The 16,115-nt window shown below is 44.5% G+C and carries 13 protein-coding genes, 1 tRNA gene and 1 riboswitch; of the genes, 11 read left to right on the forward strand and 3 right to left on the reverse strand.

Features of this window, described 5'->3' with window-relative positions:
* Window positions 1-153 precede the first annotated feature (153 nt).
* On the reverse strand, window positions 154-2,451 hold the full coding sequence (gene pflB / locus QMY49_RS03210) for a formate C-acetyltransferase (protein WP_283312757.1): 2,298 nt from the start codon (window positions 2,449-2,451) through the stop codon (window positions 154-156).
* Window positions 2,452-3,105: 654 nt separating this feature from the next.
* Window positions 3,106-3,181 (reverse strand) — tRNA-Asn (locus QMY49_RS03215).
* A gap of 559 nt (window positions 3,182-3,740) precedes the next feature.
* On the opposite strand from QMY49_RS03215, the gene uvrB reads away from it, so the two are divergent.
* From uvrB to luxU, 3 genes are all read left to right on the forward strand, one after another.
* On the forward strand, window positions 3,741-5,771 hold the full coding sequence (gene uvrB / locus QMY49_RS03220; RefSeq protein ID WP_005444695.1) for an excinuclease ABC subunit UvrB: 2,031 nt from the start codon (window positions 3,741-3,743) through the stop codon (window positions 5,769-5,771).
* Window positions 5,772-6,096: 325 nt separating this feature from the next.
* Window positions 6,097-7,500 carry a quorum-sensing sigma-54 dependent transcriptional regulator LuxO gene (gene luxO, locus QMY49_RS03225; protein WP_005444697.1) on the forward strand — a complete coding sequence of 468 codons (1,404 nt, stop codon included), beginning with the start codon at window positions 6,097-6,099 and terminating at the stop codon, window positions 7,498-7,500.
* A complete protein-coding gene (gene luxU / locus QMY49_RS03230; protein WP_005444699.1) occupies window positions 7,497-7,841 on the forward strand; it encodes a quorum-sensing phosphorelay protein LuxU in 345 nt (114 codons plus the stop codon). Before luxO ends, luxU begins: the two co-directional genes overlap by 4 nt.
* 114 nt (window positions 7,842-7,955) lie before the next feature.
* Here the strand turns inward: luxU and QMY49_RS03235 are convergent, their stop codons facing one another.
* Entirely contained in the window at window positions 7,956-8,849 is an 894-nt protein-coding gene (locus tag QMY49_RS03235) for a YvcK family protein (protein ID WP_005444701.1), read from the reverse strand.
* 175 nt (window positions 8,850-9,024) lie between these two features.
* A riboswitch (molybdenum cofactor riboswitch) is annotated at window positions 9,025-9,158 on the forward strand.
* On the opposite strand from QMY49_RS03235, the gene moaA reads away from it, so the two are divergent.
* The 8 genes from moaA (at window position 9,147) to oppC (ending at window position 16,106) form a co-directional block, all read left to right on the forward strand.
* On the forward strand, window positions 9,147-10,136 hold the full coding sequence (gene moaA, locus QMY49_RS03240) for a GTP 3',8-cyclase MoaA (RefSeq protein WP_005444703.1): 990 nt from the start codon (window positions 9,147-9,149) through the stop codon (window positions 10,134-10,136). (Overlaps the previous riboswitch by 12 nt.)
* Window positions 10,137-10,237: 101 nt before the next feature.
* The gene (gene moaB / locus QMY49_RS03245) at window positions 10,238-10,750 is read left to right on the forward strand and encodes a molybdenum cofactor biosynthesis protein B (protein WP_283312762.1); all 513 of its coding nucleotides are present in this window, start codon (window positions 10,238-10,240) and stop codon (window positions 10,748-10,750) included.
* Window positions 10,751-10,776: 26 nt separating this feature from the next.
* A complete protein-coding gene (moaC, locus tag QMY49_RS03250) occupies window positions 10,777-11,253 on the forward strand; it encodes a cyclic pyranopterin monophosphate synthase MoaC (protein WP_005444714.1) in 477 nt (158 codons plus the stop codon).
* Window positions 11,253-11,510: a molybdopterin synthase sulfur carrier subunit gene (gene moaD / locus QMY49_RS03255; RefSeq protein ID WP_005444716.1), complete on the forward strand. Its 258-nt coding sequence runs from the start codon at window positions 11,253-11,255 to the stop codon at window positions 11,508-11,510. The genes moaC and moaD overlap by 1 nt, the downstream gene beginning before the upstream one ends.
* Before the next feature lies 1 nt (window position 11,511).
* Window positions 11,512-11,967: a molybdopterin synthase catalytic subunit MoaE gene (moaE, locus tag QMY49_RS03260; RefSeq protein ID WP_009702831.1), complete on the forward strand. Its 456-nt coding sequence runs from the start codon at window positions 11,512-11,514 to the stop codon at window positions 11,965-11,967.
* Between the two features lie 561 nt (window positions 11,968-12,528).
* Window positions 12,529-14,160 carry an ABC transporter substrate-binding protein gene (locus tag QMY49_RS03265; RefSeq protein WP_009702147.1) on the forward strand — a complete coding sequence of 544 codons (1,632 nt, stop codon included), beginning with the start codon at window positions 12,529-12,531 and terminating at the stop codon, window positions 14,158-14,160.
* A 107-nt stretch (window positions 14,161-14,267) separates the two neighbouring features.
* The gene (gene oppB / locus QMY49_RS03270) at window positions 14,268-15,188 is read left to right on the forward strand and encodes an oligopeptide ABC transporter permease OppB (protein WP_005444724.1); all 921 of its coding nucleotides are present in this window, start codon (window positions 14,268-14,270) and stop codon (window positions 15,186-15,188) included.
* A 15-nt stretch (window positions 15,189-15,203) separates the two neighbouring features.
* Window positions 15,204-16,106, forward strand: coding sequence for an oligopeptide ABC transporter permease OppC (gene oppC, locus QMY49_RS03275; RefSeq protein WP_005444726.1), 903 nt, complete (start codon window positions 15,204-15,206; stop codon window positions 16,104-16,106).
* The last annotated feature ends 9 nt before the right edge of the window (window positions 16,107-16,115 follow it).

Consider the following 16,115-nt stretch of genomic DNA (forward strand, 5'->3'; position numbering starts at 1 on the left):
TTGTTAACAAAGGAAAACGCAATTTTTGTTACTGATTTAACGCACGCTTTGCTGGCGGCTTCACTCTTCATTTCTTGGATAAAACGAAATAGAAAATGCTCATACCCCTAATGGACTAGGGGGATGAGCTAAGGTTAACGTTTCTAAATTGACTTACAGTTTTTCTGTAAAGGTACGGCTGATAACGTCTTGTTGCTGCTCTCTCGTTAGCGAGTTAAAACGCACTGCGTAACCAGACACTCGAATCGTCAATTGAGGGTATTTTTCAGGATGTTCAACCGCATCTAACAGCATCTCTCGGTTGAGAACATTAACATTGAGATGCTGACCACCTTCAATCGCAATAGTCTCATTGCTTGCTTCATGATGGAAGTACCCATCCATTAGTGCTGCAAGGTTCTTCTTCTGGCTTGACTCATCTTTACCTAATGCATTGGGTACAATTGAGAAGGTGTAAGAAATGCCATCTTTCGCGTAAGCAAACGGCAGTTTGGAAACCGAAGCTAACGAAGCAACCGCTCCTTTTTCATCACGACCATGCATTGGGTTTGCACCTGGACCAAACGGCATACCTGCGCGGCGACCATCTGGCGTGTTACCCGTTTTTTTGCCGTAAACCACGTTAGATGTGATGGTTAGGATCGACTGAGTTGGCACAGCTTCACGATAAGTGTGCATCTTCTGAATTTTTTTCATGAAGCGCTCTACTAGATCACAAGCGATGTCATCAACGCGTGGATCATTGTTACCGAATTTCGGGTAGTCACCTTCGATTTCAAAATCAACGGCGATGCCATTCTCGTCGCGAATCGGTTTCACTGTTGCGAATTTGATTGCAGCTAAAGAGTCTGCCACCACAGATAGACCCGCAATACCACACGCCATGGTTCGATGTACGTCACGATCCATCAGTGCCATTAATGACGCTTCGTAGCTGTAACGGTCATGCGAGTAATGGATGATGTTCAACGCAGTGACATATTGAGTCGCTAACCATTCCAACATGTTATCGAAGCGCGGCATTAGTGCGTCAAAGTCGAGAATTTCATCTTGAACTTTTTCTACAGATGGACCTACTTGCGCTTTAGATTTCTCGTCTATGCCGCCGTTGATTGTGTATAGCAGCGCTTTTGCAAGGTTGGCTCGTGCGCCAAAGAACTGCATGTGTTGACCAACAATCTGTGGACTCACACAACAAGCTATCGCGTAATCGTCGTTATTGAAATCTGGGCGCATCAGATCGTCGTTTTCGTACTGAACGGAAGACGTATCAATTGACACTTTTGCTGCGTATTGCTTAAACGTCTCTGGTAATTGCTCTGACCACAGGATCGTCATGTTTGGCTCTGGTGCTGGTCCCATAGTATGCAATGTATGTAAGTAGCGGAATGTCGTTTTAGTTACGAGCGTGCGACCATCTACCCCCATCCCAGCCATGGCTTCTGTTGCCCAGATTGGGTCACCAGAAAACAGTGAATCGTATTCTGGTGTACGCAGGAAGCGAACCATGCGCAATTTCATGATGAAGTGGTCGATCATCTCTTGCGCTTGTGATTCATCAATCAAACCATTTGCGATATCGCGTTCTAGATAAACGTCTAAGAAGGTTGATGTTCGACCCAATGACATTGCAGCGCCATTTTGTGATTTAACCGCCGCTAGGTAGCCAAAGTAGGTAAATTGAATCGCTTCTTGTGCTGTTTTTGCGGGTAGCGACATATCAATGCCGTATTTCAGACCCATTTGACGAATGTCTTCAAGTGCTTGAACTTGATCGGCAATCTCTTCACGCAGGCGAAGTGTCTTTTCAAGATCACTGCCACGCTCTAGGAAAGTTTGTGTTGAGTTGTATTGCTCTTTTTTATCTGCTTTTAAGAATTCGATACCGTAAAGGGCGATACGTCGGTAATCACCGATGATACGTCCACGACCATAAGCATCTGGAAGACCAGTAATGATGCCTGATTTACGACACGCTAGGATCTCTTTGGTGTACAGATCGAAACACGCTTTGTTGTGAGTTTTGCGGTATTCGGTGAAGATCTTTTCTACGGTTGGGTCTAGCTCTCGACCGTACACTTCGCACGAGTTTTTCACCATACGAATGCCGCCATTGGCGATAATGGCACGTTTGAGTGGCTGTTCGGTTTGTAAGCCAACGATCTTTTCTAAATCTTTGTTGATGTAACCCGCATCGTGAGAAGTAATTGTTGATGGCAGAGCGGTATCGAAATCAACAGGCGCGTGTGTGCGGCTTTCTTGTTTAATGCCTTCAAGCACTTGGTTCCACAATGCTGACGTAGATTCACTTACCTCAGCTAAGAAGGACTCGTCTCCTTCATAAGGGGTGTAGTTTTTTTGGATGAAGTCACGAGTGTTGACAGCATTTTGCCATTCACCAGCAGCGAATCCAGTCCATGCGTCAAGCATATCAGTCGTCGGAATAGTCATTAGTAAATCCCTAAGTTATTGATAAATAGAATGGAGGCGACGAGTAGGACGGAACCATTCTTAACCCTTTCAATCGTATGGACTTACTATCTATGAGTAAAATGAATGCTTTTCATTTTTTAAATGATTAAAATGCATTAATTTTTGAATCATAGGCTTATGGTTGGCTTTTGCTTTTGGAACCACACATTTAATGCTTGGTATCGTGAATTTATCGGCGAATTAAAAGTATACCCAAGTGACTTCAAGATGCAGGATTCAGAGCGTTGTCATTGATTCGAGAGCAAGGAAAACAACGCAGTGTAATAGCCAGCTCTTTCCAAGTTGTTTGACGCAGCAATCGGGTCAATGACACGCTCCCAAAGGGCGAGCTGCCTTGGCTTGTATACTTTGTTGCCGATTCTTGATTTAGACCCACTAAACCTTTAAATCGCCGCCGCGTCTACAAACCAAGTCAGTCTCGCTGAACCTAGCATCTCGAGGTTACTTGGGTATAAAACAGAGTAATGAGCAGATTTGCCGTCATTCGAATTAGGAAGAAGCGGTGTGTATGAAGAGATTGTGTAACTGTATTTACTAAGCTTATTTGTGCTGAGATTCTAGAGGAGCAGATACGAAAAAGCCGCGTCTTTCGACACGGCTTTGTCTGGAATTTGGCTCCTCCTGCTGGATTCGAACCAGCGACCTGCGGATTAACAGTCCGTCGCTCTACCGACTGAGCTAAGGAGGAATTGCTTTGCTTGAAAGCGGGTCGAATCTTACCGAGCACCTATATTTCTGTCAACACCTAAAAAACACATTTCTAGTAAAAAATAATGGAATTTTATCTTTACTTTCTTGTAATCCTTGCCAGTAAAGGGCTGGAGTTACTTATCCACCAAATTTGTGGATAACTATGTTGATGAGATCTGAGTAAAGATCTTTTATATGCAACAGTGTTGTTTTGTTTTGAATTTTTAAGCAGAAATAGGCACTGAATAAGCAAATAAAACAGTGATTTATTTAGATTGACGCAGAATTAGTTAAAGTGGATAAAATTTAGCCTTTTGGGGATAAAGGATAATATTAGGTCTTTCTGGGGAAAAGTTGTGGAAACTAAATTGTGATGATTTGGGGAGTATCACCAAGTAGGGCGAAAGACTATAACAGAGTCATCAGACTAAGGCTAGATCAAAATAGAGAAAGCACAAAAATTAGTAACAATGAGCTATAAATCTAAAATAGACGTAGATTTCATCTAATAAGGTGTATATATATACAGCCAAAGTGCAGTGAATTTGAGGAAGGGTATGAGTAAAGTTTATGAACTGGTCTCTGAGTATCAACCATCTGGTGATCAGCCAACCGCTATCAAACAGTTATTGGAAGGGTTAGACGCAGGTCTTGCTCATCAGACGCTATTGGGTGTAACTGGCTCAGGTAAAACATTCACGTTGGCAAATGTGATTGCGCAAGCGCAGCGTCCTGCCATCCTTCTTGCACCAAACAAAACGCTGGCAGCTCAGCTGTATGGTGAGATGAAAGCCTTCTTCCCAAATAATGCCGTAGAGTACTTCGTCTCTTACTATGATTACTACCAACCCGAAGCATACGTTCCAACGACGGACACCTTTATTGAAAAGGATGCTTCAGTTAACGCTCATATTGAGCAAATGCGTTTATCGGCCACTAAAGCCTTACTAGAACGCAAAGATGCGATCATCGTAGCGTCGGTATCGGCTATTTATGGTTTGGGTGATCCGGAATCGTATCTGCAAATGATGTTGCACCTGCGCCGTGGAGATGTGATTGATCAGCGTGATATGCTGCGCCGTCTTGCAGAGTTGCAATATTCTCGCAATGACGTTGCATTCGAACGCGGTCAGTTCCGCGTTCGTGGTGAAGTGATTGATATCTTTCCGGCAGAATCAGACCAAGATGCGGTCCGTGTCGAAATGTTTGATGATGAAGTGGATTGCATTAGCGTATTCGACCCTCTGACTGGAGTGGTGAAACAGCGTGACTTACCACGTTATACCATCTATCCAAAGACTCACTATGTGACCCCGCGTGAGCGTATCCTTGATGCGATTGAAAGCATCAAAGATGAGCTTGAAGTTCGCAAGAAGCAGTTGCTAGATAACAACAAGCTTCTAGAAGAGCAACGCATCAGCCAACGAACTCAGTTCGATATTGAGATGATGAACGAGCTAGGCTTCTGTTCAGGTATCGAAAACTACTCCCGTTACTTAAGTGGTCGAGCGGAGGGTGAGCCGCCCCCAACACTATTCGATTACTTACCTCATGATGGTTTACTGATCATCGACGAATCGCACGTTACGGTTCCACAAATTGGTGCGATGTATAAAGGTGACCGTTCGCGTAAAGAGACATTGGTGGAGTTTGGCTTCCGTTTACCTTCAGCATTGGATAACCGTCCGATGAAGTTTGAAGAATTTGAGGCGATTTCTCCACAGACGATATTTGTATCAGCGACACCAGGTAACTACGAGCTGGAAAAATCAGCCGATGAGATTGCTGATCAGGTTGTACGCCCAACGGGTCTGCTCGATCCGGAATTGGAAGTACGTCCGGTATCGACTCAAGTTGATGACTTGTTGTCTGAAATTCGCATTCGAGCGGCGAAAGATGAGCGTGTTCTGGTGACGACGTTAACCAAGCGTATGGCAGAAGACTTGACCGAATACCTTCACGAGCACGATGTGAAAGTTCGATACCTTCACTCAGATATCGACACCGTTGAGCGTGTCGAAATTATTCGCGACCTTCGTTTAGGTGAGTTCGACGTGTTGGTAGGGATCAACTTGTTGCGAGAAGGTCTCGATATGCCCGAAGTATCGCTGGTGGCGATCTTGGATGCAGATAAAGAAGGCTTCTTGCGTTCAGAGCGTTCATTGATTCAGACCATTGGGCGTGCAGCTCGTAACATCAAAGGTAAAGCGATTCTTTACGCAGATTCGATCACTAAATCGATGAAGAAAGCAATGGACGAAACGGACCGTCGCCGTGAGAAGCAAAAGGCATATAACGCAGAGATGGGCATTGAACCTCAAGCCTTGAAGCGCAATATCAAAGACATTATGGAGCTGGGGGATATCACTAAGTCCAAACGTCAACGGAACACTAAGCAAGTTCCGTTATCGAAAGTGGCAGAGCCTTCGCAAACCTACGAAATTATGTCTCCACAGCAGTTGGAGAAAGAGATCAGTCGTCTAGAAGCGGCGATGTACCAACATGCTCAAGATCTGGAATTTGAATTAGCAGCGCAAAAGCGTGACGAGATTGAGAAGTTACGCGAGCAGTTCATCGCTAACAGTTGATTGATTGTTTCATTCCATGCCTAAGTGTTTGTGTTTACATAAATCGCTTGGGCACTTTCTTTCCCCTTACTCAACAGACAAAAAAGAAGCCAATAGGCAGTCGGATCTATTGGCTCGTTTTGTGAACATATCGTTCACTAACAACGTCAGTTGGCTAGGTGACCCGAGGGGTCATTAGTTTAAGAGCATGGTTTGTGCCATAATTTAACCTGTTGATATTCGGTTTAGTTTATTTAGAATACCCACAATCTTACGAATGATTATTTGCAAAATGCAAAGCGTAATGCGATTATTATTTAAAACACAACAAAAAATCGGCTAGGCTATGCAACAAATAACAGAAGGTCAAAAGTCTCGTTATCTACTAATGGTAGAAGACACCGCATCTGTCGCGGCATTGTACCGTTCTTACCTAACGCCACTCGGCATCGATATCAATATTGTTGGTACAGGCAGAGACGCAATCGAAAGTCTGAACCACCGTATTCCTGATCTTATTCTGCTCGATCTTCGTCTACCTGATATGACGGGGATGGATGTATTGCACGCAGTGAAGAAAAGTCACCCAGACGTGCCAATTATCTTTATGACTGCCCATGGCTCTATCGATACTGCGGTAGAAGCAATGCGTCATGGTTCTCAAGATTTCTTAATTAAACCATGTGAAGCTGACCGTTTACGCGTCACGGTAAATAATGCGATCCGTAAAGCTACCAAGCTTAAAAATGAAGCGGATAATCCGGGCAACCAAAATTACCAAGGCTTTATTGGCAGTAGCCAAACCATGCAGCAGGTTTACCGCACTATTGACTCGGCGGCGAGCAGTAAAGCAAGTATTTTCATCACGGGTGAAAGTGGTACTGGTAAAGAGGTGTGTGCCGAGGCAATTCACGCAGCAAGCAAACGTGGTGATAAGCCGTTTATCGCCATTAACTGTGCTGCCATCCCTAAAGATCTGATTGAGAGCGAGCTATTTGGTCACGTAAAAGGTGCATTTACTGGCGCGGCAAATGACCGACAAGGTGCGGCTGAGCTTGCTGACGGTGGCACTTTGTTTCTTGATGAGCTTTGTGAGATGGACCTAGACCTCCAGACAAAGTTACTAAGATTCATTCAAACGGGGACGTTCCAAAAAGTCGGTTCTTCGAAGATGAAGAGTGTGGACGTACGTTTTGTTTGCGCAACGAACCGCGACCCTTGGAAGGAAGTGCAAGAAGGGCGTTTTCGTGAAGACTTGTACTATCGTTTGTACGTGATCCCATTGCACCTTCCACCGCTGCGTGAGCGTGGCGAAGATGTAATTGAGATTGCTTATTCGTTGCTTGGTTATATGTCTCACGAAGAAGGCAAAAGCTTCATCCGCTTCTCGCAAGAGGTGATTGATAGGTTCAATAGTTATGAATGGCCGGGTAACGTTCGTCAGTTGCAAAACGTACTGCGCAACATTGTGGTATTGAACAACGGCAAAGAGATTACGTTAGACATGCTGCCACCGCCGTTGAACCAGCCAGTGGTTCGTCAATCGGCATCAAAATTTATTGAACCTGACATTTTGACGGTGTCAGACATTATGCCGCTTTGGATGACTGAGAAAATGGCCATCGAGCAGGCGATTCAAGCGTGTGATGGCAATATTCCACGCGCTGCGGGCTACTTAGATGTCAGCCCATCGACGATTTATCGCAAGTTGCAAGCTTGGAATAGCAGGGACGAAAAACAAAACGTATGAGTATGAACGTATTAAATCAGCAAAAGATTGAAGAGCTGTCTGCTGAGATAGGCAGTGATAATGTGCCCGTTTTGCTTGATATTTTTTTAGGGGAAATGGACACCTATATAACCCGATTATCTGATCTTAAAGGCAATGAGCAATTGATCTATTTGAAAGAGATCAGCCACGCACTCAAAAGCAGTGCCGCAAGCTTTGGTGCAGATCGACTGTGTGATTTGGCTATTGCGATCGACCGAAAAGCGAAGTCGAATCAGTTAGCCGAGCAGGGTGAGGATGCCACAGAGATGCTCGCTTTGCTTGATGTCACACGCGATGCCTATCGCTCTTGGACAAACTAGCGCTTTGTTGACGCTATTCAATGAGCACTAAAACATAAAGCCCTTCCGGTGTGGAAGGGCTTTTTCATTCGAGCAAATGGCTCTAGCTGGAGTCGTTTTCTCGATGCGAACTTTCTAGTTCGACGGCAACTGGTTTTCAATCGCAAGTTTGAGCTTGTCTCGATCATGACGCCAATCGCGATTAGTAGAAGCTAACGACTCGGTGACCACATTCCAGTTCTCAAGCACCTCTGGCTCTGTTTCTTCTGCCAATACGACATCAATCTTTCTTCCTTGGCAAGCACGCTCGCACCATTCGAGTTTTTGCTTCATTGTCATACGCCCAGCAGGACCATACTCTGGACTCAAGTTGGCGACAAAAATCACTTTTGCAGTTTGATTTGCGGCAATAGCTTTACCCAATTCAGGTAGGAGTAGTGGCGGCATAATGCTTGTTAAGAAACTTCCGGGACCAAGAATGATGGCGTCAGCTTCAGCAAGCGCTGTCACAGCTTCTTTGGTTGCGGGAACTTCTGGTGATAGATCGAGGCGACGCAAATCGGTATCCATCTCATCGACGTTGGTTTCGCCTGTAACCCATTGCCCATCGACCGATAATGCGGTGAGATCGGAAGGGTGCTCAGACATAGGCAGAATGTTGACGTCGACTTTCAACATATTGCGAATAAGGTTAATCGCTTCTAATGGGCGTACCGATAGGTTATCCAGAGCGGTCAGCATTAGGTTACCTAGGTTATGTCCGTCGAGTTCGCCAGTACCTTTGAAGCGATATTCGAACATCATGGAACTGATTGATGGCTCAGTGATCAACTGGTTGATACAGTTACGCGTATCACCCCATGCAATACCCCCTTGGCAATGGCGAATACGACCGGTTGAACCGCCATTGTCGGTTGTAGCAACAATGCCAGTTGCATTGCTGCCAAAATCTTTTAATGCTGCCAACATACGGCCTAGACCGTGACCACCACCAACTGCGACCACTTTCTTATCGGTGTAGATATTCATTACGTTCTTCTAATAATCTTGTAAAAAACGACTACAATTTAACTTAATGAGTGCCAAAGGGGTACTCACTAAGCGGTAAATTGTGTTTCTAGAGAGTTTTTTATCACTCAAGTCTGGATTCCATTACAAATATTAAGTATTTTACACGGCAAAGCTATCAGGGGTTTACCTCCTCTGGTTGCCATAACTCCGAGCTCACTATGCTAAGTCTAAGGATAGGCGTTTTGAGCCAGTGACATTCTGTCACAAGGGCATAATTGGAAATGATTATGCCTCCCGTGTTTGGAAAGGTGTTCCGTGGCGCAACAATTCGAAGACAAATTTCATCGTAAGTTCTATTACTTGCGTCTGTCTGTGACTGACGTATGTAATTTCAAATGTACCTATTGCCTTCCTGACGGCTACAAGCCATCGGGCAATAAAAACTCGTCTTTTTTATCTCTCCCTGAGATCAAGCGTGTCGTAAGAGCGTTTGCAGATTGTGGTACCTCAAAGGTCCGCATCACAGGTGGTGAGCCGAGTTTACGCAAAGACTTTACTGACATTATCCATTCTGTCGCAACGACGCCTGGCATCAAAAAAGTCGCTACAACGACTAATGGCTACCGCATGGCGAAACAGGTTGCTGATTGGCGTGAAGCTGGGCTGACTAATATTAATGTTAGTGTGGATAGCCTTGACCCCCGCATGTTCCATCAAATTACTGGTGAAAATAAGTTCACTGAGGTGATGAATGGTATCGAGCGCGCATTTGAAGTGGGTTATGAGCAAGTCAAAGTTAACGTGGTGCTGATGAAAGACCTCAACCACAGTGAGTTGCCTGCTTTTCTTAACTGGATTAAAGACCGTCCAATCCAATTGCGTTTTATTGAGTTAATGCAAACAGGAGAAATGGATGAGTTGTTTGCTAAGCACCATGTTTCTGGTGTTGCGATCCGAAATCAATTAATCGCCAACGGTTGGTTACTGAAAGTCCGTTCTCATAATGATGGACCTGCTCAGGTTTTCGTTCATCCTGATTACAAGGGTGAAATTGGTCTTATCATGCCTTATGAAAAAGACTTCTGTGAGAGCTGTAACCGACTTCGTGTCTCGGCTATGGGTAAACTGCATCTTTGTCTGTTCGGTGAACATGGCGTGGAGTTACGTGACCTGTTAGAGCGCGACGAGCAAGAAAGCGAATTGATTGAACGTATTCAGGCACAGTTGCAAACGAAATCCGTAAGTCACTTCTTGCACGATGGCAACACTGGTATGACGCCGCATCTTGCGTCTATCGGCGGTTAACTCCAATCAGATTTCTCATCAGGAGCAGACGTGGCTTCTGATGATTTTTCCAGAATCGATACCTTGCGTATCAAAAAGCAAATTAAAGAATAGGTGAACAAATGGGTCACGCTGAAAGCAAATTTCAACCTGCAAACATTGCCGTTCTAACGGTATCTGACACTCGTACTGAAGAAAACGACACCTCTGGTGGTTACCTAGTTGAACACGCGAAGGAAGAAGGTCATAACGTCGTTGATAAGCAAATCGTAATTGACGATATGTATAAGATCCGTGCGATCGTTTCCCAGTGGATTGCGGATGAAAACGTACAAGCAATCATGATCACTGGTGGTACTGGTTTCACTTCACGTGACAGCACTCCAGAAGCACTTAAGCCTCTATTCGATAAAGAAGTAGAAGGCTTTGGTGAGCTGTTCCGTTTGGTTTCTTATGAAGAAATTGGTACTTCAACCATTCAATCTCGTGCGATTGCTGGTTTCGCTAACCACACTGTTATCTTTGCAATGCCCGGCTCTACAGGTGCGTGCCGCACAGGGTGGACGAAGATCATCAAGCAACAACTAGATGCAAGTCATCGTCCTTGCAACTTTATGCCACACCTATCTGTATAACCTTTCCTAAAAGCGAAGGAAAAACCATGACCCAATTTACACACATCAATGCGTCTGGCGAAGCGAACATGGTCGACGTGTCAGCTAAAGCGGAAACGGTTCGTGAGGCGCGTGCAGAAGCATTCGTTCACATGGCACCTGAAACTCTGCAATTGATTGTTTCTGGCCAACATCATAAAGGTGATGTGTTTGCAACCGCACGCATCGCTGGTATTCAAGCGGCAAAAAAAACGTGGGACCTAATTCCACTTTGCCATCCTCTATTGCTTTCGAAAGTAGAAGTACAACTTGAAGCAATTGAAGCTGAGAACATGGTACGCATTGAATCCGTTTGCAAGCTAGCAGGTAAAACTGGTGTTGAAATGGAAGCGCTAACGGCAGCTTCTGTAGCTGCATTGACGATTTACGATATGTGTAAAGCGGTACAAAAAGACATGGTTATTGGTCAAGTTCGTCTTCTAGAGAAGACGGGTGGTAAATCTGGTCACTTCAAGGCGGAATAATGATTAAAGTTCTTTTCTTTGCTCAAACGCGTGAACTGGTTGGTATCGATGCGCTTGAGCTCGATGATCAATTCAACAATGTTGAAGCGATTCGTGCTCACTTGGTTGAAATTGGTGAAGGTACAGAAGGTAAGTGGGATCTCGCCCTTGAGCCTGGTAAATTGCTCGCTGCAGTAAACCAATCTATTGTCCCACTGGATACTGAAGTGAAAGAGGGTGATGAAGTTGCTTTCTTCCCTCCAGTGACAGGAGGTTAAGATGGATCCTCGTGTTTCTGTACAGGCTGAAGACTTTTCTGTTGATCAAGAATATCAGCGCTTGTCGGAAGGCACTGCGTCTGGAGCCGTTGTTACGTTTATCGGTAAGGTTCGTGATATGAATCTTGGTGATAATGTGATCGGTCTGCACTTAGAGCATTATCCTGGAATGACAGAAAAAAGCCTGATCGATATCTGTAATGAGGCGGAATCACGTTGGCCATTACTTGGAGTCCGTGTGATACATCGTGTTGGTGACCTTGATACCGGCGATCAAATTGTGTTCGTAGGAGTCTCAAGCGCTCATCGAGGTGCGGCATTTGATGCTTGTGAATTCATTATGGATTACCTAAAGACTAAAGCGCCATTCTGGAAAAAAGAACGTACAACGAGCGATAACCGCTGGATTGAGTCACGAGATACTGACCATCAAGCTGCGCAGCGTTGGGAAAAGTAGAACCGTTTTTTATTCTGCGACCAAATCTACTAAAGCCAGATGTTTATCTCATCTGGCTTTTTCTTTTTTTACGATAAAAACGGAGTTTACTTCCTACTTTGACCTGCCGATAAATTCATCACCTTTCCTTCCTTTCACCTCTCGGTGACCTTGTTCACAATAAAAAATATCGAACAAGATATATGCAATTATTAATTAGACTCAATGTGTCACAAATGTTAATTTTTATACATATATCTAGCATAAGATGCTACCAAAGAGTTTGAATTTAGATTTATCGACAGTTTTGCCTGCCAAATGAACTTGCAAATCTGCATTTATCTACCCAATACAAACTATGTAGTATTTATTGCTAAATATGAGCACTAATTACAGAATTATTAGTTTTTTTGCTACATTTTTATGGCAAATTACTTCAATGATTGCTAATGTGTGCCGCAGTCTTTGTAAGGTTTTAGTGTTTTGTGCTCAGAAAGTGTACTAAAAAATTCTAAAATTCTGACCGTTCCAGTCCCTTGCAGAGAAGTCATGGATGCTAATGAAAAACTTGGAGTTTTACGCATGTATAAGAACAAAATCACCAAAGCCCTTCTTCTAGGTGCTGGTCTGGCAGTGGCTGCCTCTTCTTCTACCGCTTTCGCTGCTGACGTTCCAGCAGGCACTAAACTAGCAGATAAACAAGAACTCGTTCGTGGTAACGGTACTGAAGTTGCAACAATCGACCCGCACAAATCTCAAGGGGTTCCAGAGTCGCATGTGATTCGTGATCTTCTTGAAGGCTTAGTGAACCAAAATGCAGACGGCGACACCATCCCTGGTGTAGCTGAGAGCTGGGAAACCTCAGACAACAAAACTTTCACCTTCCATCTACGTAAAGACGCAAAATGGTCTAACGGCGATCCTGTAACAGCGCAAGATTTTGTATACAGCTGGCAGCGTGCGGTCGATCCTGCGACGGCTTCACCATATTCTTGGTACATGGAATACACCAAGATGAAGAATGCAAAAGACATCGTTGCGGGCAAAAAAGACAAGAGCGAGCTCGGTGTTAAAGCGACTGACGACCACACGCTAGTGGTTGAGCTAGATACCGCCGTTCCTTACTTTGTAATGATGGCTGGTCACACAACAATGAAACCAGTACATAAAGCGACAGTTGAGAAGTTTGGTGATCAGTGGACGAAACCAGAAAACTTCGTAGGTAACGGCGCTTATGTCGTAAACAACTGGGTTGTGAATGAGCGTCTAGAGCTTGTTCGTAACAACGAATACTGGGATAACGACAAAACGGTTATCAACAAAGTAACGTACCTTCCAATTGAGAACGGTGTTGCTGAAATGAACCGTTTCCTATCTGGTGAAATTGATTTCACGTCTAAACTGCCGACAGAGCACTTTAAACGTCTGAAAAAAGAGCACCCAGAATCAGTATCGGTTGAAGGTAGCCTGTGTACTTACTACTACTCATTCAATACTAAGAAAGAACCATTCAACGACGTTCGCGTTCGTAAAGCGATTTCTTACGCTATCGACCGTAACATCGTAGCAAACGCAATTCTTGGTCAAGGTCAGAAGCCTGCTTACTTCCTAACGCCTGAAATTACAGCGCACTTCAACCCTGAGCTACCAGCTTACGGCAAGATGACGCAAAAAGAGCGTAATGCAGAAGCGGCACGCCTATTGGCTGAAGCGGGTTACGGCAAAGACAACCCACTTAAATTCTCTCTTCTATACAACACGGATGAGAACCACAAGAAACTAGCAGTAGCACTAGGTTCTATGTGGAAGAAAACTCTAGGTCTAGACGTAACGCTAGAAAACCAAGAGTGGAAAACTTACCTATCGACTAAAGACCAAGGTGATTTCGAAGTGGCACGCGCCGGTTGGTGTGGTGACTACAACGAAGCATCTTCATTCCTAACCCTAATGGTTAGCTCGAACACAACTGGTGGTCAGCACTGGGGTAATAAAGAGTACGATGCTCTGATTGATAAAGCGATCAAATCGACTTCTGAAGAAGAGCGTACCAAAATTTACCTAGAAGCTGAGCAACTGATGGCGAAAGATATGCCAATTGCGCCTATCTACCAGTATGTTCGTTCTCGTCTATTAAATCCGCACGTTGGTGGTTTCCCTGCAAACAACGCGGAAGAAAAGATCTACACCAAAGATCTTTACATCAAAGCTGACTAATTAAAGTCACTTCAAAACTATAAGAATAAGGCTCACACGCACCATTGAAGGAGCGTGTGCAGCCTATCATTTACATTTTAACTGTCACAGACTGAAAGAGTGAGTTTATGCTTAAATTCATCGCAAAAAGGATATTTGAGGCGATCCCAACCATGTTGGTTTTGATCACCGTATCTTTCTTTCTCATGCGTTTCGCACCGGGTAACCCATTCTCGAGCGAGCGCCCATTACCGCCAGAAGTTATGGCGAACATTGAAGCTAAATACGGTCTAGATAAGCCTGTATTTGAGCAATACACCACATATTTGACCAACGTTATCCAAGGTGATTTTGGTCCTTCATTCAAATACTTAGATTACACAGTAAATGAGCTAATCTCTGTTGCGTTACCAGTATCAGCGAAGGTTGGTTTTATCGCCTTTATCTTCACTGTAATTTTGGGGGTGACGGTTGGAACCATAGCCGCACTCAAGCAGAATACTTGGGTGGACTACGCCATAATGTCAACGGCGATGCTCGGGGTAGTTATGCCGTCCTTCGTATTGGCTCCTGCTCTGATTTACTTGTTCTCTCTCCATTGGAATTTATTCCCCGCGGGTGGTTGGCATGACGGAGGGTGGCAATACATTGTGCTACCTGTGATCGGTATGTCATTGCTCTACGTGGCGACTTTCGCACGTATCACTCGTGGCTCGATGATCGAAACATTGAACAGTAACTTTATTCGTACCGCTCGCGCAAAAGGTCTAAGTTACCGTTACATCATCCTGAAACACGCACTAAAACCAGCTCTGCTTCCTGTTGTGTCATACATGGGACCAGCGTTTGTAGGTATCATCACAGGTTCGGTTGTTATCGAGACCATTTTTGGTCTGCCTGGTATCGGTAAGCTGTTTGTCAACGCTGCCTTCAACCGTGACTACTCGCTAGTAATGGGTGTGACCATTCTGATTGGTTTCCTATTCATTCTATTCAACGCTATCGTTGATATTCTGCTAGCAATGATTGACCCGAAAATTCGCTACTAACAGGGAAGTATGGTTATGTTAACGAAAAAAGAGAATCTTGAAGCGGTCGAGAAATTTGCAGAGAACCTGGAAGTTGAAGGCCGTAGTTTGTGGCAAGACGCCCGTATCCGCTTTATGCGTAACAAAGCGGCGATGGTGAGCTTGTTCATTCTTGCACTGATGACCCTAGCGGTAATCTTCTTACCGATGATTGCCCCTTACGCTTTTGATGATACTGACTGGTATGCAATGCACGTTGGTCCGAGTGCTGAGCACTGGTTTGGTACAGACAGTTTAGGTCGAGACCTTTACGTACGTACGCTGATTGGTGGTCGTATCTCTCTAATGGTTGGTGTTCTAGGTGCATTAGTTGCGGTTGTGATTGGTACACTTTACGGTGCGGCTTCTGGCTTCATTGGCGGTAAAGTTGACCGTATCATGATGCGTATTCTTGAGATCCTATATGCGGTACCGTTCATGTTCCTAGTTATCGTACTGGTAACATTCTTCGGTCGTAATATTGTTCTTATCTTCGTCGCTATCGGCGCTATCGCATGGCTAGATATGGCTCGTATCGTACGTGGTCAAACGCTAAGCCTGCGTAGTAAAGAGTTTATTGAAGCGGCACACGTTTGTGGTGTGAGCAACTGGAAGATCATCACTCGCCACATCGTTCCAAACGTATTGGGTATCGTAGCGGTTTACTCAACACTACTTATCCCAAGCATGATTCTAACGGAATCATTCCTTTCATTCCTTGGTCTTGGTGTACAGGAACCAATGACAAGTTGGGGCGCACTTCTACAAGAAGGCTCACAAACAATGGAAGTAGCAATCTGGCAACTGGCATTCCCAGCAGCGTTCATGGTTGTGACTCTATTCTGCTTCAACTACGTTGGTGACGGTCTGCGCGATGCGCTGGATCCAAAAGACAGATAATTAAAAATA

The organism is Vibrio harveyi, assembly GCF_030060435.1.
Lineage (GTDB): Bacteria > Pseudomonadota > Gammaproteobacteria > Enterobacterales > Vibrionaceae > Vibrio > Vibrio harveyi.